The sequence below is a fragment of the Pseudomonas sp. AIG genome (assembly GCF_977020205.1).
Genome location: NZ_CDROCK010000006.1, coordinates 1 through 19,488, shown reverse-complemented (window position 1 = coordinate 19,488; position 19,488 = coordinate 1). Strand labels below are relative to the sequence as shown.

Annotated in this window: 20 protein-coding genes and 1 pseudogene; 9 read left to right on the top strand and 12 right to left on the bottom strand. The window is 55.7% G+C overall.

The genetic code is table 11. The annotated features are described in order from the left end of the window. Positions 1–485 precede the first annotated feature (485 nt). Positions 486–1,457, bottom strand: coding sequence for a helix-turn-helix domain-containing protein (locus ACWR1S_RS05755; protein ID WP_454562768.1), 972 nt, complete (start codon positions 1,455–1,457; stop codon positions 486–488). 266 nt (positions 1,458–1,723) lie between these two features. On the opposite strand from ACWR1S_RS05755, the gene ACWR1S_RS05750 reads away from it, so the two are divergent. Next, a complete protein-coding gene (locus ACWR1S_RS05750; protein WP_454562767.1) occupies positions 1,724–2,536 on the top strand; it encodes a 2OG-Fe(II) oxygenase in 813 nt (270 codons plus the stop codon). 227 nt (positions 2,537–2,763) lie between these two features. On the opposite strand, the gene ACWR1S_RS05745 is transcribed toward ACWR1S_RS05750, so the two are convergent. From ACWR1S_RS05745 to ACWR1S_RS05720, 6 genes are all read right to left on the bottom strand, one after another. Further along, on the bottom strand, positions 2,764–3,744 hold the full coding sequence (locus ACWR1S_RS05745) for a hypothetical protein (RefSeq protein WP_454562766.1): 981 nt from the start codon (positions 3,742–3,744) through the stop codon (positions 2,764–2,766). A 507-nt stretch (positions 3,745–4,251) separates the two neighbouring features. Then, positions 4,252–4,980 carry an N-acetylmuramoyl-L-alanine amidase gene (locus tag ACWR1S_RS05740; protein ID WP_435036963.1) on the bottom strand — a complete coding sequence of 243 codons (729 nt, stop codon included), beginning with the start codon at positions 4,978–4,980 and terminating at the stop codon, positions 4,252–4,254. Beyond that, on the bottom strand, positions 4,980–5,522 hold the full coding sequence (locus ACWR1S_RS05735) for a PAAR domain-containing protein (protein ID WP_454562765.1): 543 nt from the start codon (positions 5,520–5,522) through the stop codon (positions 4,980–4,982). Before ACWR1S_RS05735 ends, ACWR1S_RS05740 begins: the two co-directional genes overlap by 1 nt. 202 nt (positions 5,523–5,724) lie before the next feature. Further along, entirely contained in the window at positions 5,725–6,087 is a 363-nt protein-coding gene (locus ACWR1S_RS05730; protein ID WP_454562764.1) for a DUF6124 family protein, read from the bottom strand. A 632-nt stretch (positions 6,088–6,719) separates the two neighbouring features. Beyond that, positions 6,720–7,328: a hypothetical protein gene (locus ACWR1S_RS05725; protein ID WP_454562763.1), complete on the bottom strand. Its 609-nt coding sequence runs from the start codon at positions 7,326–7,328 to the stop codon at positions 6,720–6,722. 2 nt (positions 7,329–7,330) lie between these two features. Next, positions 7,331–8,122 (bottom strand): enhanced serine sensitivity protein SseB C-terminal domain-containing protein, encoded by a 792-nt coding sequence (locus ACWR1S_RS05720; RefSeq protein ID WP_454562762.1) that lies wholly within the window; start codon positions 8,120–8,122, stop codon positions 7,331–7,333. A gap of 400 nt (positions 8,123–8,522) precedes the next feature. On the opposite strand from ACWR1S_RS05720, the gene ACWR1S_RS05715 reads away from it, so the two are divergent. Both ACWR1S_RS05715 and ACWR1S_RS05710 read left to right on the top strand, forming a co-directional pair. Beyond that, positions 8,523–8,888 carry a hypothetical protein gene (locus ACWR1S_RS05715; RefSeq protein WP_454562871.1) on the top strand — a complete coding sequence of 122 codons (366 nt, stop codon included), beginning with the start codon at positions 8,523–8,525 and terminating at the stop codon, positions 8,886–8,888. 94 nt (positions 8,889–8,982) lie between these two features. Beyond that, positions 8,983–9,237 (top strand): hypothetical protein, encoded by a 255-nt coding sequence (locus tag ACWR1S_RS05710; protein ID WP_454562761.1) that lies wholly within the window; start codon positions 8,983–8,985, stop codon positions 9,235–9,237. Between the two features lie 233 nt (positions 9,238–9,470). Here the strand turns inward: ACWR1S_RS05710 and ACWR1S_RS05705 are convergent, their stop codons facing one another. Together ACWR1S_RS05705 and ACWR1S_RS05700 are read right to left on the bottom strand one after the other, a co-directional pair. After that, positions 9,471–10,214 carry an anti-sigma factor family protein gene (locus tag ACWR1S_RS05705; RefSeq protein ID WP_454562760.1) on the bottom strand — a complete coding sequence of 248 codons (744 nt, stop codon included), beginning with the start codon at positions 10,212–10,214 and terminating at the stop codon, positions 9,471–9,473. Beyond that, on the bottom strand, positions 10,207–10,719 hold the full coding sequence (locus ACWR1S_RS05700) for a sigma-70 family RNA polymerase sigma factor (RefSeq protein ID WP_454562759.1): 513 nt from the start codon (positions 10,717–10,719) through the stop codon (positions 10,207–10,209). The genes ACWR1S_RS05705 and ACWR1S_RS05700 overlap by 8 nt, the downstream gene beginning before the upstream one ends. A 153-nt stretch (positions 10,720–10,872) precedes the next feature. On the opposite strand from ACWR1S_RS05700, the gene ACWR1S_RS05695 reads away from it, so the two are divergent. Beyond that, complete coding sequence (locus tag ACWR1S_RS05695) at positions 10,873–11,841, top strand: metallophosphoesterase family protein (RefSeq protein ID WP_454562758.1); 969 nt, start codon at positions 10,873–10,875, stop codon at positions 11,839–11,841. 15 nt (positions 11,842–11,856) lie between these two features. Then, the gene (locus tag ACWR1S_RS05690) at positions 11,857–12,165 is read left to right on the top strand and encodes a plastocyanin/azurin family copper-binding protein (RefSeq protein ID WP_454562757.1); all 309 of its coding nucleotides are present in this window, start codon (positions 11,857–11,859) and stop codon (positions 12,163–12,165) included. 52 nt (positions 12,166–12,217) lie between these two features. Here the strand turns inward: ACWR1S_RS05690 and ACWR1S_RS05685 are convergent, their stop codons facing one another. Continuing rightward, entirely contained in the window at positions 12,218–12,853 is a 636-nt protein-coding gene (locus ACWR1S_RS05685) for a TetR/AcrR family transcriptional regulator (RefSeq protein WP_454562756.1), read from the bottom strand. Between the two features lie 131 nt (positions 12,854–12,984). Here ACWR1S_RS05685 and ACWR1S_RS05680 point away from each other — a divergent pair, with 131 nt between their 5' ends. From ACWR1S_RS05680 to ACWR1S_RS05670, 3 genes are all read left to right on the top strand, one after another. After that, a complete protein-coding gene (locus ACWR1S_RS05680; RefSeq protein ID WP_454562755.1) occupies positions 12,985–14,202 on the top strand; it encodes an MFS transporter in 1,218 nt (405 codons plus the stop codon). A gap of 413 nt (positions 14,203–14,615) precedes the next feature. After that, a complete protein-coding gene (locus tag ACWR1S_RS05675) occupies positions 14,616–16,256 on the top strand; it encodes a hypothetical protein (protein ID WP_454562754.1) in 1,641 nt (546 codons plus the stop codon). A gap of 12 nt (positions 16,257–16,268) precedes the next feature. Further along, positions 16,269–17,279 (top strand): S1C family serine protease, encoded by a 1,011-nt coding sequence (locus ACWR1S_RS05670; protein WP_454562753.1) that lies wholly within the window; start codon positions 16,269–16,271, stop codon positions 17,277–17,279. 21 nt (positions 17,280–17,300) lie between these two features. Here the strand turns inward: ACWR1S_RS05670 and ACWR1S_RS05665 are convergent, their stop codons facing one another. After that, positions 17,301–18,509 carry a hypothetical protein gene (locus ACWR1S_RS05665; RefSeq protein ID WP_454562752.1) on the bottom strand — a complete coding sequence of 403 codons (1,209 nt, stop codon included), beginning with the start codon at positions 18,507–18,509 and terminating at the stop codon, positions 17,301–17,303. Between the two features lie 169 nt (positions 18,510–18,678). On the opposite strand from ACWR1S_RS05665, the gene msrA reads away from it, so the two are divergent. Beyond that, positions 18,679–19,185, top strand: a complete 507-nt coding sequence (gene msrA / locus ACWR1S_RS05660; RefSeq protein ID WP_454562751.1) for a peptide-methionine (S)-S-oxide reductase MsrA — start codon at positions 18,679–18,681, stop codon at positions 19,183–19,185. Here msrA and ACWR1S_RS05655 read toward each other — a convergent pair. After that, positions 19,148–19,488 (bottom strand): annotated as a pseudogene (locus ACWR1S_RS05655) (TetR/AcrR family transcriptional regulator); the annotation flags it as partial. The gene msrA and the pseudogene ACWR1S_RS05655 overlap by 38 nt on opposite strands.

Genomic DNA, 19,488 nt, shown 5'->3' with positions numbered 1-19,488 from the left:
CTGACCGCGTGGATTGGAAGAGTTACACCGACGTGGCATACCGAGTCGAGCTCAAATTTTGAAAAGCCCACCAATCCGCTCCCTCTCCCTCGGGAGAGCACTGGAGTGAGGGGCAGCCGCACCACAAAACCTGCGAGTGTCCCTTGCGCTTGTATATGAAGTTGTGGGAGAGGGGACTTACCGAGGCGTCTTGCGTCATGCATCGACCTGAAAGATCGAGGCGATTATGGATTCAAAGCAAGACTCTCAGGTCGGTGTAGATCTTCAATATCCCCGGCTCGGTCCCCTCTCCTTGGGGAGAGGGCTAGGGTGAGGGGAAAGCAGTCACCGCAAAATCAACTGGCCAACTCGGTCAAACGCCTCCGCGCCCACTCCTCGATCAACCGCGCCGGCGTGCCATCCCCACGCTTAGCGACCCATCGGCGCGGTGCGACGTTTTAGCTAAATCTTCCCACCACACGTTACCTTGCAAACCTGTTACCCCATCACCCCCGAGCCCGAAACTCCGCCGGACTCACCCCATAAGCCCCCTGAAAATACTGACAAAACCGACCCACATTACTAAACCCGAACCGCAACGCCACCTCGGTCACCGACCCCGAACCCCGCTGCTTCAACACCTCATAAGCCCGCTCCAGCCGCACCTGCCGCTGGTACGCCACAATCGACATCCCGACAAACCGCCGAAATCCCTCCTGCAACGCGCGCTGACTGACATGGCTCAACCGCGCCAGATCCACACCACTGACCAACTGCTCCGGATGCGCCTGAATAAACTCCACTGCCAACTTCACATGCCGAGGCGCAACCAACGGCGTCGGCCGTCGCAACGCTTCGGAAAAGTTATGCGGCCAGGCCTCCAGCACCGCATCAATCAACATCTCGCGCAACCGCGACGGCATCAAAGTCCCGCTGTTGAGCAACAGATCAAACTCCGCCCCCGTCGCCAGATCAATCAACGCCCGAATCCCCTGAAACGCTGCAGTGTTCAGGTCCACGCTGGGTGCAAAAACGATTTTCTCCAGAATCGGTTTATCCAACAGCATCGACAACCGCTCGGTGAGTTGATGACGATTGATCGACATGCCGTGATGCGCATGATCATCAACAAAGCGCATCGAGCGAATATCGGCCTTATCAACCGCCAGGCCCACATGCGTCACACCGATGGACTCGGTCGCGTGATTGAAAACAATCTTGCCCGCCGTGGGGATCACAAACGTAATCTCATCCTGCGGATCGGGAAACGAAACGCTGAAATCACCGTGGTAATGCATGCGCCGGAAACTGACGCCATCGTGCCGCCCGTAAACGCCGCCGATAATGATGTTCGACGGCAGCGGCGGGGAGTCGGAATATCGGTTGCCGAAGAATCGGGAGAACAACGCGCCGAAGTCATCGGAACGGAGATTGTCGGAGCGCAGGATGATTGGCTGGCGAACGGAAGTCGGAAACACCTTGGCGGCACCTTCGGTTGGGGGCTCTAGGACTGGGGTGTAGGGCAGGGCGCCGAGGAGATTAGCAGAGGCAATATGACGCGTTTGTGACAGCCAGAAACATGCCGTAACACCGCCGTGCCATGTTTAAGCGAAGGACACTCGGCAGGCCATTGCCGACATGGCAACCTGCTCGCATTCGTACTCAGCAAAAAACAAAGGCACCGCGCCCAGCGCCCAGCCTTGTTTACCGAGACCTGAAAGCATTCAAGTTAATTGGAGCGGCAATGCAAGCCAACACACAAACACTCCCCATCACCCTGACCCCGGAACTCGACTTCGACCAAAACGCCGCCAGTGCTTTCGGCGAATCGCTGACCCACGAATACACCCAAGCCACGCCATTCCCACACATCGTCATCGATAACTTCCTGCAAGCCGACGTCATCGCCAGCATCCGCGAACACTTCCCGGTCGAACCGACCGACAACGAACAAATCTACGAGCGCGGCTACAAAGGCCAACTCAAACGCCAAATCAGCCCCAACGCCTGCAGCCCATACCTGAAGAACGTCTTCAACATCTTCAACTCCGCACCCATGCTGGAATTCCTCGAAAAACTCACCGGCATTCAAGGGCTGATCCCCGATCCTTACTTCGCCGGCGGTGGCTTACATGAAACCAAAACCGGCGGCTTCCTCGGCGTGCACTCGGATTTTCGGTTGAACAAAAAGCTCAACGTTGAGCGGCGGTTGAACGTGATTATTTACCTGACCGAGGACTGGCAGGAGGCGTACGGCGGCAACCTGGAGCTTTGGGATGTGGGGATGAAGAAGTGCCTGAAGAAGGTGCTGCCGATTTATAACCGGTGTGTGATTTTCAATACGGATAAGGACAGCAATCACGGGCATCCGGAGCCGTTGACTACGCCGGAAGGCATCACTCGGCGGTCGATTGCGCTTTATTACTACACGGCGAGTGGGGCGGGGGTTGAGCCGGGGCAGAGGAATAAAACGCACTATAAGCCGCGGCCGAAGGATCGGTGGAGTTTGAGGTATTACTTGAATAAATTGTTTAAGAAAAAGGGGGGAAGAGGCTGAGTAATCAGGGAAGCAGCCGTTTTTTTGGACTGGGTGGTAGCAGCTGGTGGTGGTTCAGCTTTCGGCCAATAACTAACTTTCACGGACGACCCTGTTTGCTAGAAACAGCCCAAGGTGGAACGCCCACAGCTGCTAATGTAGCGAGCGGTTAATTCGTTTATCTACTTAATTTTGTTTCGCTCGATGATTTTAAGTAGCTATTTATTAACGAATTCACCGCGTACGACCTAGTTTCCGACAGCCATGGATTTAAAAAGCTTTTGAATGTTGTCGTAAGCAGAATCTTCGAGAGCCATGTTGACAAAATGACCCGCGCTTCTTAGAGGGACTGGATGGATAAGTCCTTGATACTCAAAGCACAGGTCTAAGTTGGCTTGGTAAAATGCGCCAACAATTGCGGCGCTTAGCTTGTCGTGCTCAGATCTTTTGAAGTTTCTGTGGAATACCATTTCTAGTTCGTGACCGATGTATCTATTTATAAGATGTACGAAATTTTTATCTTCAAGGACTGATACCGATACTCCGTCCTCAGCAATTCCATGGGAAAACGAGCATCTGCTCTCTATAAGAAGCTCATAATTTCTAACAAATGTAGCAAACAGTTCTTGGCTAAACTCAAAAATTCTTTGCCTGTCAACCATGTTTGAGATATCTATAGCTATTATTCCGGTTTTCGCTTGCCCTGCTTGAATACGTTTATTTAATTGAGAAGCGGCATCTGAAAATTCACTTCTAAATTTCTTTTCGCTGTGTAAGTATTTGCACTCTATCGCAAGTCCTTTAGAGCTTATGATTATATCGCATTCAGTCGATAGGTCGACTTCTACACTGTGTGAAAAAAGCTTGCTAAACCTACCAGCCATAGAGACTTCAAAGAAACTGTGGTTGTATTTTTCATTTTCGTCATCTAAAACAAACTTGCCCCCTAGAAGATCTATCAGTTTTTGATCTTCAACTATTGTCTTCCTGTCGTTCCTGAATAGCTCGTTAAGGGCGCAATATTTATTTACTATTCCGAAAAGCCTGGCAATTGCCGGCACATCCATTTCGCCAACTCGGTTCAACTCTTTTTTATAATGCCATAGCTTTGTATTTTCAACTGGAGCTCCAGATCCAAGTTTTTCCTTGAGTATCCTGTAATTATTTATTAATGTGTCGTAATTTGTATGCAACGACTTTACAGCTTCCGAGCGAACCACAGTACTCATAGTAGCCTCATGCAAGTAGTAAAATTAGCGAATAAAGTAGTTATTTGAGTTTATTTATAGGTTTCAGTCTTTGCGATGGCTGACCTGACTTCATAGCTAGAGTGAGGGAGAAAATACGGCTAAACCACTATTCTTAATAGCGAGTAAATAACAAGGGGTGGTTCATAATTTATCTGAATTGGACTGTCTTCAGGTATTTACTGAATGCTCCCGTTTTTTGATCCTACCTCCTCGCGCACATTTCAATGTCAGCTTGGGTCGTAACCTCTGAATCGATACCTAACCTGTATTTACAATAGTCGATTATGTCCTGTCTCTGCTCGCTCGTCAGTTTTTCTATGCGTCGAAGATTGCCATCATTGGCGTGAATGTTAAAAAACTGCACTCGAAACGTTGGATGCTTTTTAATGAAAAATATTCTATTGACTTCGGCATCAGAGACTTCGTTGTAGAAGCCAATATTCAGAATGAGTAGCAGCGACGTTAAAATAGTGAGTATGAAGTATTTCATTCCGCACCTGGCTTCGGTGGCGGTAAAAGTCCGGTCTTGGTACGGATGTTTCTGACAAGCTCCATACCAATATTGCCGGGGCAGATTTTCCCTTCGCTCACTTGGCCAGGGTATTCACGATGGCCACCGAAATTCTTAATGACAAAAACTCCCTTCAAAACATCGATCAAACGCAGCAGCGAATCAATTTGTGTCGCAGGAATGACGTTTGTTGTGCTGACCCCGAAGTACTCCAGTGTTTCCCTGCCTTTCGCTACTATGTCTCCGCCTTCCTCGGCGGTAGTCAAGTTCTCCAGAAGCACAATACCGATTACGCCTGTATTGAAGAGATGAACGTTTGATCCTAAAAATCTGATGTCACGCCCTTCAAGAACCGTTCCGTCACAAGCAATCGCGTAGTGATAGCCAATATCATCAAATCCGTTGCCCATGTGATGAGATTGAACTCCCTTCATTTGCTTGACGCCGCCCGGGGTGCATTCGTATGAGCGGCCGGCATGATGCAGCGCAATCATTGAATAATCCCAATCCATCTCCATGTCAGGCTTGGCCTTGGCTGCCCCCCAGCTAGAGCGCTCAGTAAAGGTGCCTCCCGATGAGCGAATATTTTTAATTATGGCTTCCCGTGTCGCCGCTCGATCATCCACTTTCACGGGGATGGGGCACATGAACTCACCGGGCTTTATTTTTTGAGCAGTTGCTTTCGTTGAAAAATTTTCGGCCATTACTGCCCCTCCGATAGTTCATCAAGCGTTCTCGCTGGCGCACTGAACTTGATATGCAGTGAGATTTTTGAGTCTTTCGATGGGGCTTTTATATGAGCTACGCCACTCGCGTCCGTCACGCCCGTAATCGTCACTCCGTCGACGATGGCAACAAAATCCCTAAGTGCCAACGGCTCGCCCGTTTCGCTGTTAAGGACGCTGAATGATTGACCGAAGGTATTTGGCAGGACTAATGGCAGTGGTGGTGTAAATGGAGCGGGCGTGTGGGAGTTGCCGATTATGATTGTGCCGGAACCGCCGATGACATTGTTGCCGTGGGCGCCGGTGCTACCCAAGGTTGCGGCAGGCAAGCCATTGATGAGAACCGTAGAGGCGACGTCTCCGACAATTGCGCTTCCGCATGCGCTTTTGTCTGTTTGTCGTGCGGCGGCTAAGCCGTCGAAGAAAACATCTGGAGATCCAGAGGCTATTGGATTGACCCCATGCCCAGGCACAGGGCAGGAAGTGGGATCAGTAATACGAGCTGCAGGTTTTCCCGACATCTCAAACATCCTTGTAGAAATTACGTCAGTCGAAGTTTGGCATAAAAGACCGGGCCCGGACCATACGGAGTGAAGGGGCGAGCAAGCAGGACGAGGTAATGAGGTATGAAGACTGGCCAGAAAGCAGGAGCGTCCCCGCTTTCGTTTTTTCGGCTGATCCCTCCATGGCGACAGGTCAACCGCCGCAATGGAGGGGACTTCATTACTCCACCGGCACCACGTTATCCAACGCCCGATTCACCGCCAACTCCCCAAGCATCACCACTTGCGCAATGCCTTGCAGCGTCTTGCGTGCCGGTCCTTGCACCAGCCCGATCACATCTCCAAGCATCACCGAAGCCGAGCCGAGTGATTCACTGGCATTTACCAGCAATTCCTCAGTCTTGGTGTTCGGGTTGGCGATAAACATCTTGTTGGTTTGGTACGGGGTACACATGATTTCCGGGGCTGGGCCGAGGTAGTGGGAGAGCGCGCGGTCGACGGCTTCGTTGAATTTCTTTGCATCTGGGGATTCGTCGCCCGAGATAGGATCAATTTCTGGCGGATTCGGTGTGATTTTGAACATGATGTAACTCCTTGTGTCGCTTAAAAAGGAGCCATCACCCTCTCGCTACCAAACGATGGGTGGCGGCCATGCACAGGTTGGTAGACCGGGACACAAGGAAAACCGGCGCGCTCGAAAGCGCCCTGCGCATGACCACCATAAAAGCCAGGCGAAGATCTTCGCCAATAGTGAAATTGCGCACCTTGTATACACGGGCTACCAAACCCGATCACTGCTATTCAGTGACCGACCCACGATAGAACCCGCCCACCCGGCGCACAAGCCGGCGGATTCTGGCGTAGTCGTAGGCAACGGCGCAAGGCGTTGTAGCCTGTCGGACGTATCTCGGAACGTTTTTAAACCTGTCGTTGAAATGCCAGGCGTGTGAGGCCTGGCATCCTTAAACAGCGTCGATCATCAACGCGCATCAAATCCCGGTTTTACTGACACACGGCATCCGCCACGCGATAACCATCCACCAGCGGTGCTTTGCTCACGTCCAGTTCGATGCGGCAGCTTTGTTCGGCTTTTTCGCCCCATTTCATTTGGTAGACCTTGCCTTCACCCGCCGACAGCATGCAACCCTGATGGGCACCGAGTCTTGAGCAAATTGATCGACTGAGTCTGAAAGGCAGCGGCGGGTAATTCACCGCTTAACCCAAGCGTTTGCGCACCGCTTTCAACACCGCTTCGATGTACCAGGTTTCGACGCCGATGACGACTGCTTCACCGGCATCAGGCACTAACTCGATTTGAGTGGTGATCCCTTGCTCGCCAAGCAGTCGCTGTGCGTCTTGCAGACATCTGCGTGTACCCGCGAGCCATAGCCGTTGCGGGCCCGTCAGCAACGCGAGGGTTTGCGGGTAGGTGCATTGCAGTTTTCGGCGCAGATTGATCAGTGCCGGTTTATCGGCCCGGTCGAGCGCCGGGGTCAGTACGTACTGTTTACCCGCCGCAGTGTCGAGGTCGTATTTGTCCTGCAGATACTCCTCAACTCCGACGCAACTGGCGACCGTCTCGCGCTCGCCGGTCACCACATTGATCAAGTGCGCATTGACACCGACGTAGCAGAACTCTGTCATGCCGTGGACGACGCAGTCCTCGCTGTTGCTGCGAATGACCCAGTAATCACCGTTGGCGGACAGCTCGCAGTGCTGAATGACAAACCGCTCGGGTTTGCCATCTCTCATCACACCGTCAAACAGCGCGAGCACGATTGTGCACGCCTGATCTGCGGTCAGTTTGGCGTTGCGCTCACTCATGCTTAGCCAAAGCCAAACAATGAACGCAGTTTGCTGCCCAACGTCCGCTGATAGAACGGAGTGGTTTGTGTAAAGAAGTAATCGCTCAGGTCCTGTTCACCTTCCTGAATGCGATACAGGCCAACGTCTTCGCCATCGGGTGCGGTGTCCCTGGCAACTTGACTGGCTTCGCGCAAGATCAATTCAATATCGCCGTCCGCTTCGATGCCAACCACCAGGTGAGGCTTTTCATCCGTCGTTACGTTGTACATCAGCGCCAGAAACCCACGCTTGATGTTGCGATGTCTGGCGAATAACGGTGTGAGCGCGTTCACCATTCTTGTCGGATATTGCGCTGGCTGCCCGAGTTGCACGTGGGCGTCTTTTTCCAATGTGCGTTGTGTGGTCCGGCCCATCTCGGGGGACAGCAGGTTTTGCACTTCTTCCGGGAGAAACTCTTTGCCATAGGGCGACTTCGGTTCCAGGAACAGCGGAGTGCCCAGTGTCATTTCAAACAGGGATCTGGCCGGAATTTCCAGATAGGACTCGCCACGAGCTATGGACTGTTCCAGGGTTTGCAACGAGGTAAAAAACGGGATGACTGCCGTGCCGTCCTGCTTTTCCCAATGTGCGATGCTGATTTGGCTGCCAGCCTCAAGGTCAATGTGCCCCTTGCCTGCGCCGGTTGAGCCTGGGATATAAACTGTTGAGTTCAGCAACGTCTTGAAAAAATCAGGTCGGCGGGCAGGTTCTTTCGCAGCCAACTCCAGCGATTGTTCTAGGGTGTTTTCTTCCTGGGTATTGCTGATGTCCATCGGTCGTTCCATAAAAACAGACAAAAAATGAATGGCAAAGAGTAGATCAGTCGCTGCTGCACCCTAGCAGGATCCAGCGTTTCCCTAGAACGTGTACGTCGTAGGCAAACTCCCAGAAAACCGGATAACCCGGATGCCCCTTTACGTATCTGAAGGCGCTTATCTGGTCAGCCTCATCGACATGTGCAAGTTGCATCATCTTGCTGGCAAGTTGCGTAATTTCTTCGCGTTTAAAACGTTTATACGCCTCCATTGTTGTAACGGCTTGCCCGGCAGAATCGTGAGCAGGTTTTTACGCACCTGTGAAAACGTGAAGAAAAGCCTTCTGATAAATCTGAAATTTGATGGGGTAGGATGCTCACACACTGGAATAGCCTTCTTCATCAAGGACGCGACATTTATGGAAAACCTCTTTTCTCAAGTCAGCGAACGTTTGCATGATCGCCGATTCGCGGTAGCGGATAACACGCAGGGGCTGTCGGGTAGTGGGACGGTGTTTCATTACCGTGTTGAGAGTTCGGGCATTTCCGGCACTTACCAGGGCGGGCGGATTCGTATGGGGCATCAGGTTGGCCGCGTGACCGGCCCTGACACCATCGAGTTACTGTTTCATTGCCTGACAACCGAGAGTGAAATGCTGTCCGGTTGGTCCCGCGGCATTGTTGGCGTGAATGACGCAGGACGAACTACGTTGAGTTTTGTGTGGGGGTGGTTGTCCGGCGCCAGCGGGGGCGGGGAGTCGAGTTATGTTGAAATTGTTACCTAGCGCGAGCGCAACGATATCGATTGACTACGTCATCCAAAGTCACCGGTAGGAGTATCGGGCCGACGGTCTACCCGGAATAGATAAGGGGTTTTTGATGAGCAAACTGTCAGCAATGATCGCGCAAGCGAGTGCGGGGCTTTCCGTGCAGCAGCGTGTTTCGGAAGAGCAGTGGACGGCAATTGCGCGGCAATGTGGGGACGAAGAGGTTGCTGAAATACGCGATCGAATTGGCGCGCTAAGGGCTGAGTTGGCGACGGTTGAGGATTGGGATGGCGATACTCAGGATGAAATCCATCTGGCCATTGCTCACTTCACCAGGATGCTGGAGCTTGCGTCTGATTCTGTCTAGCGGTTGGCTGGGCGGACGCCTTCGCTGGCAAACCAGCTTCCACAGTGCCTGCTGCGTGCTTAGAGCCTTGGCAAACACGCAAACCCCTGTAGAAGTGAGCCTGCTCGCGATGGCGTCCGTCCAGCCACCTTCTTTTTTGACTGTCCCACCGCTATCGCGAGCAGGCTCACTCCTACAGGGATCTGGGGTGGTTCGGGGGGTGTGGTTCGGTGCAAAAAAGTGTCGGATGGTGGTTAAGGGGTGTTTTGCAGGAGCTGACCGAGGGTCTGCAGTTCACCTTTTTCGACGTCGGAGACGAGGACGTAACGCATGTGGTTGGCTTGCCACGAGACGACGTTGAAGCCTCGGATTGATTGGGCTTGCTGAGGTTTGTCGGCGTCGGGGGTGGGCAGGATGAACACGTTGATGATGTGCTTGGCGTGGCCATAGCTGAGCGCTGCGGCGGTTTGGTGCTGCAGGTAATCGAGGCGACCGCCCAGCAGCGGGAAGCCTTGCGCGGTGTAGTCGAACACCGGTGGCGAGAAGTCGAGTTTGCCGGTGAACCACGGTTTGACGGTGTGGCGATCAGAGGAGACGACGTCGTTGAGGTGTTCGCCCATCAGCGAGCGCACGTGGCTGGAGACGGCTTCGTCCATCAATGGTTGTTCGCTGCCGGGCGTGGCGACGTAAAGCATCACCGCCAGCGCTAACGCCGTTGCGGAAAACGCTGGAGCGAACCCCTTGCGCCAGCGCGCCATAAAACCAATCGCGGGTGCTTCAGGCGTAAAGAGACTGGCGGCCAGCGATGCAGGCGCCGGGTAATACGCAGCATGGCGCTTTACGCTGACCTTCAGCGCTCTCACTTCCTCACACACCCGTGCACATTCCGCACACGCAGCCAAATGCGCAGCCACTTCCGCAGCCAAAGCCGAATCAAGCTCCTGATCCACATAACCCTGCAACCGTACCCGGCACACCGGGCAATCAAGTTCATTCATGATCGTGCAACTTCAGTAATTCCAGCTTGAGCATCGCGCGGGCCCGGGCCAGTCGCGACATGACGGTGCCGATCGGAATGTCGGCGACCAGAGCGATGTCTTTGTAGGGCAGGTCTTCGAGTTCTTTGAGCACGATCACCTCGCGATACGCTGGCGGCAGAACGCTGAGGGCTCGCTGGAGCAACGCGGCGTTTTCCATGTGGATGGCCAGCAGTTCCGGGGTCTGGCTGTGGCTGAGCGCGCCTTCGTGTTCGCTGGGGTCTTCATCGAGTGGCACCCAATGCCGTCCGGCCGAGGCTTTGAGCCAGGTGTAGCTTTCGTTGCGCACGATGGTCAGGAACCACGCCTTGGCGTTGCCATCGGCAAAGCGCTGCATAAACCTGAAGGCGCGCAAGGCGCTTTCCTGCACGACGTCGCGCGCGGCGCTGTCGTTGCCGGTCAGCCAGCGCGCAAGGTTGTAGGCGGCGTCCAGATGGGGCGCTATCAGTTCCTCGAATTGCTTCATGGTCGGTTCCGCACCGTCACCCCTCTATAACCGTGCTGCGTGGGCGTTTATTCCCGCCAAATTATTTATTTTTTTGCGCGGAATAAACCGCCGCCGCGCCGGGTTTCCCTCGTGTCAGCTACCTCACTGTAGTTCGCCCGCGAGGACACACCGATGGACATGCACACAAAATCTCAACGCCGCACCGACGGCTTGCTCAACCCTGACCGGCGCTCGCTGCTCAAGTGCTCGGCGTGGGCCGGAGCCGGGGTCATCTGGGCCTTGCACGGCGGCATTCCGAAAGCCTTTGCGCTGGATGCAGCGGGCAACGTCAGCGATCCCAAAGCGTTGGCCAGCACCTTTCATTTCGTGCAGATCAGCGACTCGCACATCGGTTTCAACAAGGAAGCCAATCCTGAACCGGTGAAGACCTTGCAGGTGGCGATCGACAAAGTGATCGCACTGCCGAAACGGCCATCGCTGATCCTCCACACCGGCGACATCACCCACCTGTCCAAAGCCGAAGAGTTCGATACTGCCGCGCAGTTGCTCAAGGCGCTGCCGGCCACCGTGCATTACGTGCCCGGTGAGCACGACACCCTCGATGCGGGCGGCGGCGCGCTGTACCTCGAACGCTACGGCAAGGGTACCAAAGGCAATGGCTGGTACAGCTTCGATGACCACGGCGTGCATTTCATTGCGCTGGTAAATGTCTTCAATTTTCAGGCCGGACGGGAAGCCAACCTCGGTGCCGAGCAACTGGCGTGGCTGGCCGATGACCTGCGCGCGGTGTCGAGCAGTACGCCCATTGTCGTGTTCACGCACATTCCGTTGTGGACGATTTATCAGCCGTGGGGCTGGGGCACCGAGGACGGCGATCAGGCGATCGCGATGCTGCGCAAGTACGGTTCGGTGACGGTGCTGAACGGGCACATTCATCAGGTCATTCAGAAGGTCGAAGGCAACATCACCTTCCACACCGCCCGTGGCACCGCGTATCCGCAACCGGCACCGGGCGCGGCGCCGTCACCAGGGCCGATGACGGTGGCGGCGGATCAGTTACGCAATTATCTGGGGCTCACCGATGTGCGCGCGACACAGGGCGATCATCCGTTGGCGCTGATCGATTCAACATTGGTTTAAGGGGAGGGCGCAGAGATGAAAACGCGATTGGCGGGGCTGCTGTGTTTGCTGTTATCGATGCCAGTGTGGGCGCAGGACGTGAAGATCGACATCAAGCAGTTCATGTTCGGCCCCAAGGATCTGACCGTGACCGTGGGCACCAAAGTGACGTGGGTGAATGACGATCAGATCCCGCACACGGTGGCGGAAACCCACAAGGTGTTTCGCTCGGGCGCTTTGGACACCGACGACAGTTTTTCCTGGGTGTTCGATACGCCGGGGGAGTTTGAGTACTTCTGTGCGCTGCATCCGCAGATGATCGGGAAGATTATCGTGACTCAATAATCTTCCCGGCAAACGTCCGTACTTTTGTGCGGCCAAGGTATCGTGCCGACTTTCATGACTGTCCGGACGCAGGTGCGGTGGCACGGGCCAAATCCCACGTGCGCATCACCTGCGTAATCGCCGCGTCAATGTTCTCAATCGGCGTGTCATCCCGAGCAAGTATGGAAATCCCCTGCAGGAAGCTGTCAAACACCGTCGCCATGGCGGCTGCGTTCGTGTCCTCCGCTAACAGTCCTTCACTCACACCACGTTCGACGCACGCAACAATCCCTGCGCGGGTTCGGGCGCGGGAGTGGGTGAGGGCTTGAGCGACGTGGGCGTTTTCCGGGCTGGGTGCGCTCATGACGCCGAGGGTGACCATGCAGCCTTTGGGGTGGCCGTCGTCGCATTGCATGCGTGCTGACTGGCGCAGGGCGGTTTCGATGGCTTGGCGTGGCGGCAGGGTTTCGTCCCACAGGCATTCGGTGACCTGGGCAAAGGTCGCCAGGTAGCGCTGCACGCATTCGTCGAACAGGGCTTCTTTGGAGCCGAACGCGGCGTAGAAGCTCGGCGCGGAAATGCCGCCGCCCAGTTCAGCCTTCAACAGGGCGAGGGATGTCGAGTCGTAGCCGTGTTGCCAGAACAATTGCATGGCCTGGTCGACGGCGTCGTCGCGATCGAATGCGCGGGGGCGGCCGGTTCTGGCCATAGCAAAGACTCCTCGGAAAGTGATTTGGATACTAGTCGATACATAAGTCGTTGACAACGTGCCTCGGCTGCCGCCAGTATTTTATATCGATCGGTATTCAAGTCTGACAATCTGCTCACAAGGAGTTTCCCGTGACACCTTCATTGACTCTAATGGCGGCGCCCAAACGCCTGCCCATCGGCGCGCTGTTGGCGCTGGCCATGACTGGTTTTATCTGCATCGTCACCGAAACCTTGCCCGCCGGGCTGTTGCCGCTGATCAGCGAAGGCTTGGCGATTTCGCCTTCGATGGCCGGGCAAATGGTCACCGCTTACGCGCTGGGCTCAGTGCTGGCGGTGATTCCGATGACCATCGCCACGCGCGGTTGGCGTCGGCGCAATGTGTTGTTGCTGACCATTGTCGGTTTTCTGTTGTTCAACTCGATTACGGCGTTGTCGTCGCACTATGGTGTGACGCTGGTGGCGCGGTTTTTCGCCGGGGTTGCGGCAGGTCTGGCGTGGAGTCTGTTGGCTGGTTATGCGCGGCGGATGGTCGAGCCGGATCAGCAGGGCAAGGCGTTGGCGCTGGCCATGGTCGGTACGCCGATTGCCCTGTCTTTGGGGGTGCCGCTCGGCACATGGCTGGGTGGCCTCGTCGGGTGGCGCACGACGTTCGGGCTGATGTCGGCCCTGACCTTGATCCTGATCGTCTGGGTGTTGGTGAAGGTGCCGGATTATCCGCCGCAACCTGCGCATCAACGTCTGTCGCTGCGCCGCGTGTTGACCACGCCGGGTGTGCGGCCGGTGCTGGCGGTGGTGATCAGCTGGATGCTGGCGCACAACATTCTCTACACCTACATCGCACCGTTTGTGGCGCCGGCGGGGCTGGCGGATCGTGTAGATCTGGTGTTGTTGGTGTTTGGTCTCGCAGCGTTGGCGGGGATCTGGTTGACGGCGAAACTGGTTGAGCCGCTGTTGCGCAAGACCGTGCTGGTGAGTCTGGCGACGTTTGCACTGGTGTGCGTAGGGTTCGGCTTTTACGGACGGGTGCCGGAGGTGATTTATCTGGGCGTGTTGGTGTGGGGATTGAGTTTTGGCGGTGCGGCGACGCTGTTGCAGACGGCTCTGGCGGATGCGGCGGGGGATGGCGCGGACGTGGCGTTGTCGTTGAATGTGGTGGCGTGGAATAGCGCGATTGCGGGCAGCGGCGTGGTCGGCGGGGTGCTGCTGGATCGATGGGGTGTTGCCTCTTTCCCATGGGCGATGGCGGTGTTGGTGGCGGTGGGTTTTGTGATTGCCTGGAGTGCTCGAGCGCATGGGTTCAGAGCTGGGCCGCGTGGGACGGAAGCGGCGGCCGTGGTTGGGCACTGAAGGTTTTTCAACGCAGCTCATTTTTTGAAGTGCGCAAGAAGTTGCCTTGGGCGAGGTGGGACTTGTAAAAACGCTTTAACCCCTCCACAAAATCAACGCCCCCCACCAAACCCGTCAACGGCATCGGAGCATGTACCAAGCTCTGAAGCGCTGGCACATACTCAAGATTCATCATTTCCCCCAGCCCCTGTTCATGCAGGTGATTCGACGAACTCCCAGCTCCCAACGTCAGCGTCACTGATCGGGACACTCCCATCGCAGCGCAGATCACGCACTTCCTCGAACACCGTTCGGCGCGTCATGGTCGTTTTTAGCAAACGCACCTTGAGAAAAATCGAAGCGGTGCTAGCGTATTGACAGCACCCCTTGCCAGCAGTAAACGGCACTTACGCTATCTCCAGTGGGAGGTTCATATGCGCGCCAGGATTTACTGCGGGTTTGTATTGCTGACACTTCCCTCCATTGCTGCCCAAGCTCAAGTTATCGATTCGTTTGACTTGCCGATAGGCAATGGCGTCGGCCAGATCGGCGTCGAGCGCATTCCCAACGAAGAATGCAGGGGGCCGACCACGATCGCTCCTGGTCCCGATGGCCAGTTGGCCATTCTGGATAGCGTCAATCAGAAGATTCTGCTTGCCGGTACCAAGGCCATCACGGAAATAAAACTGCCGTCCGACTTGCTCGATCCTGTCGATCTGATCTCGACAACGTCTGGCTTTCTGGTGGTAGGGGCGTTGGGCGATGTCGCTCTGGTTTCAGGGCCGGGCACGATCAGCGCACGCGTGTCGACGAACTATGACCCCGAGTCGGGCACGCCGCGCTTGGTGGTGCTGTCGGACAGTCAATACACACTGGAGAACCTCGCCGGAAAACAGGTGCCTGTCGGTATCGACAGCAAGCAGTTGGGCACGCCTACCGACACCGGCCAACTGGCGGCAGCGTCCTTTGATTTCAAAATGGAAAAGCCAACGCTTGCTGTGGGCAGCAACACGCTCTCCACGACAGGGTTCAAGCAGACGAACATTTCCTCACAGCAACGTCTGGTCGATGTGCGCATGCTCTGGGCTAGCGCCAAGGACGGTGCTTTGATCGCGACGCAGGAAACTGTGAAGGAGCCCGAAGAGCTGAGCTTCGTGCGGCTGATCAACACCGATGCGCAAGGCACGGCCACCACTGAGGCCTATATTTCGCCCGATGCCTATGCGTGCAATATCCGCCGCCCCTTTGCGCGATTAACCAACGGCCAGATCGTCAGTCTTTCATTTGCCAAGGAAGGGAAGGTTACCGTCGAGCCTGTGGCGTTTCTTAAGGCCGGCACCGCCAAACCGATCGCTATCGCCCGGTCTTCCGATGTTGCGCTGGTTGCCTCGCAGCAGGACACGCTCAAGCAGCTGGAAAAGTTGAACGGGACCAGCTCCGTGGGTTTGGTGGCCCTGCAGAAGGTCAGCCGCCAGAGCATCGTGAGCAAAGCGCACGAGGCGCTTGAGCTGAAGTGGACCCTGCATGCAAAGAACTACAGCCGCGCGGGTATTCTCAACCAATGTAACCCCACGGCTAATATCTGGCACCGCCCAAGCCGGCTGGATGCGCTGCTGGAGAAGGAAGTTACCGCCATTCCCTACCGATGGGGCGGTTACGCCAGTTCACTCGAGACTTTCAAGAAACACCTCAATGACGGCCGGTTGGCAGGTTCGGATTGCACCTGCCGCAACGCTGATTGCGTCTATCCCGGTGCAACGGGGCTCGACTGTTCGGGTTTCGTCTCCTATGCCTGGCAGACAGGGGCCTACTACACCACGAGCAGCCTGCCGAGTGCCAAAGTCAGCACCGCGGTGCGCTGGGACGCGGTGCAGCCTGGCGACATTGTCAACAAGGCCGGGTCCCATGTTCGACTTCTCGAAAGCACCGCGAACGGTCCGAAAGGGCGCTTCCATACGGTGATTGAATCAGCGGCCAATGCGGCCTGCGGTGGCGTCTGTCGCCGATCCTACAGCGAGGCTGAGCTGATGCGAGCGGGCTACAAACCACTTTCTCGACTGGACCTTATTCCCTGAAGGATGCAACGCATGAGCGCCAGGAGTCAGTACACGACCACACTGCTGTTGGCGGCGGTGCCTTTGAGTAACGCTTACGCCATGGAAGACGGCTGCCTGTTTGATAGCAACAGGGAAGCCACGACGCGAATTCACTACACCTGCGTCCTGGCCAACGGCGATGGCAATTGTGAAAGCAGTGGTTCGGGCTTCATTGTTTCCGAATCAGGGCTGGTCATCACTAACGATCACGTTATCCGTCCAGCAGGCGATGGTACGGTTGAATCCGAGGCAATCGATGTCAAAGTCGGCACCCTGGGTGCCAGTAGCGTGCGAGCCACCGTGGTCGCGCGTGACAAGGTCAACGATATCGCTTTGCTGCAATTATCGGCGCGCGACGATGGGGAGGTCTGGCAGACCGTAGCGATCGGCCCGGCCGTGGCTACACCGGTGGGTGACCCCTTGATGGCGCTGGGATTCGCCGGGCGGGAGCTGGCCATGATCCCCAATGGTATGAAAACGGCAGAACTGGCCGAGATCGATGGCGCCTACAAACCGTGGTGGCAAACTAATCTGGCATTGAACGAGGGTAATAGCGGCGGTCCCGTATTTGGCAACAGTGGCACGGTCATTGGTATTTCGGTGGCCTACAAAAGGTCCAGTCAGTTGATTTCGTATGTCATCCCTATCTATTACGCCAAGCCGTTCCTCGATCAGGCCGGAGCTCAGTCCGTCAAATACGGTAGTTGTGCCACTTTCCCGGCATGTCGGGACAAGATCCATGGAATTGAGCGTTATGCCGTGGATATGACCGTCGACAAACTGGGCGAGTGGCAGACGAAAAAGTCCAGCAACCCGGTGTTCTGCAATGGGTTTCTTTCAGAACTGAGAACTCAATTCCCGAAATCAGATTTCACGTATCTGCAATCTGGCCAGTACACCAGCATGAATGGCCGCAAGCGCGAGCATATTTACTACTGCAGGTTCCAGCGACTCGAGGGCCCTATCTACAAACTGGCCCAATCCGAATTCTGTCTGCAATAACCTGGGCATCGAGTGCCGTTGTTAACTGGTGCCTAGGTAGCATTTGAGATCTCCCGTTGAGGACGGATTGTTCGGGTTCGCCAGCGGGAAGACCTCCTTGTCGAGAAACTGCTCTACGCCCTTGTCCCATGGCACTTTTTTGATTGAATACTGAATGAGTTGCGCCGACGCCCAGATGGGATTGTTTTTCTCCAGATCGCCGGTATCTAACCAGTCAGGGCGAGTGTCCGCCAGCCCGTGGTCTTCACTCGATTGAGCGACATAGTCCCTGAACGAAATGATTTCATAGCGCTGTTTACTGAGCGGATTACAGCCATCCACTCGTTCTACATGGGCATCGGAATAGGAGTCCTGGACCATATGAAGCAGCGAACCCAAGGCGATATGTTTAACGCTCGCTCCTTTTGCCTGGGTCCTCATCACGCCGGAAGGTTTAAACCTGCCCAGCTTCAGCGGATTATACGAGCGCTCCCATTCCCCTCCCGGAACCGGGTCGAACAGTGCCCCCACCGTCCAGCCCTGTCTCAGTAGAGTGGCGGAAATTGTGGAAAAGGACGAGATCACGGGGCCGTCGATGGCCTCGTTACCGAGGTCATTGGAGGAGATCGAAAGGGTGTAGGTGAACTTTGCCCACGCCATGATCTTATCTTTGGTTTCCTGCGCAGTTTCAGAGGGTTGGGAAGCCATGGCGTGAAGAAACTGGAAGTCGCCGAAGTGGCTTCGGTACAGCATCATCGGAGTGTCGGTAATCGTGATGTTTTTGCAAAAAGCCTGACGGCTGTCTTTCTTGCATCGTGCCTGGTCCTGGGCGTTCTTGAAAAGTGCATTCCACTGGACGGCCTTCACGATGTTTTGTCTGAGCAACGAGTCGGGGTCGTCATTCCACTCACTGCCTAACACCAGATCTCTGAAAACTCCGCTTTTGCGCAAATTGTCCGCTGATGTTTTGGCGCGCCCCCCTGCGGCCAGTTCCGGGTGCGTGTAATAGTCGTAGGCCAGTAGCGTAAGGGTCTCGTGAACAGGTTGTTTCATGTTTGACGTCAACCTGGTTGCCGGGCAGAGCACGTCCAGGCCCCAGCAATCGACGTCTACAGGGTTCATGTCATACGCACTTGTCGGCCCGGACACCGCCGTCAGAGACAGCGCCACCAAAAAGAATGACACTCGTGACGATTCGGGGCGAAATCCCCACCGGTTTGTCAGCGGGCGTGCTGGCGCGGTGTTGTTCATCTACAGATCCCTCCGGGCAGGATGTCCATGAAGGATGTGTATAGCTCAGCTTGTGGCAATTCGCCTGTAGCTAGCATGCTTTCAAGATCTATTTGCATGCCCCTTGGAATCGTCCAATTCACCCACATAACATTACACATCTCCACCGTCCCCAAGAGGAGCAATACAGATGACCACTCCAACCGAAACCGCCATCCTCGCTGGCGGCTGCTTCTGGGGCATGCAGGATTTGCTGCGGCGCTATCCCGGTGTGTTGCAGACCCGCGTCGGGTACAGCGGCGGTGATTTGCCGAACGCCACGTATCGCAACCATGGCGACCACGCCGAGGCCATCGAAATCACCTTCGATCCTGCCGTGATCAGCTATCGACAGATTCTTGAATTCTTTTTCCAGATCCACGACCCGAGCACACCCAACCGTCAGGGCAACGACCTCGGCCCGAGCTATCGCTCGGCGATTTATTACCTCAACGAAGCGCAGCGCGATATCGCTGAAGACACCGCTGCCGACGTGGATGCTTCAAAGCTATGGCCTGGCCGAGTGGTCACCGAGATCGAACCGGCGGGGCCGTTCTGGGAAGCGGAGCCGGAGCATCAGGATTACCTCGAGCGTATCCCGAATGGCTACACCTGCCATTTCATTCGCCCCAACTGGAAGCTTCCGAAGCGCGCGTGAAAGGTGCACGCCGCTCATTCAGCGCCAGCACATAAGCACTGAACATATCCGCCAGCCCGTCGGCGCAGACCGAGATTTCTTCCTCGGTACGCGGGCTGCCGGAAAAATCCTTGCCGACCGAACTGAGCGTGGTCAGGATCAAATCGCATGCTGCGGTACGGATCTGCTCACCGACCTCAGGCAGCAATTCGTCCATGAACGTGGCGAAAATCTGCCGCCCGGCCGCGCGCACTGCGTGGGCCTCGGGGGCGTTGCGGTAGAGCGGGGCGGCGTCGTTCAGTGCGCCGCGCATCTGCGCTTCGT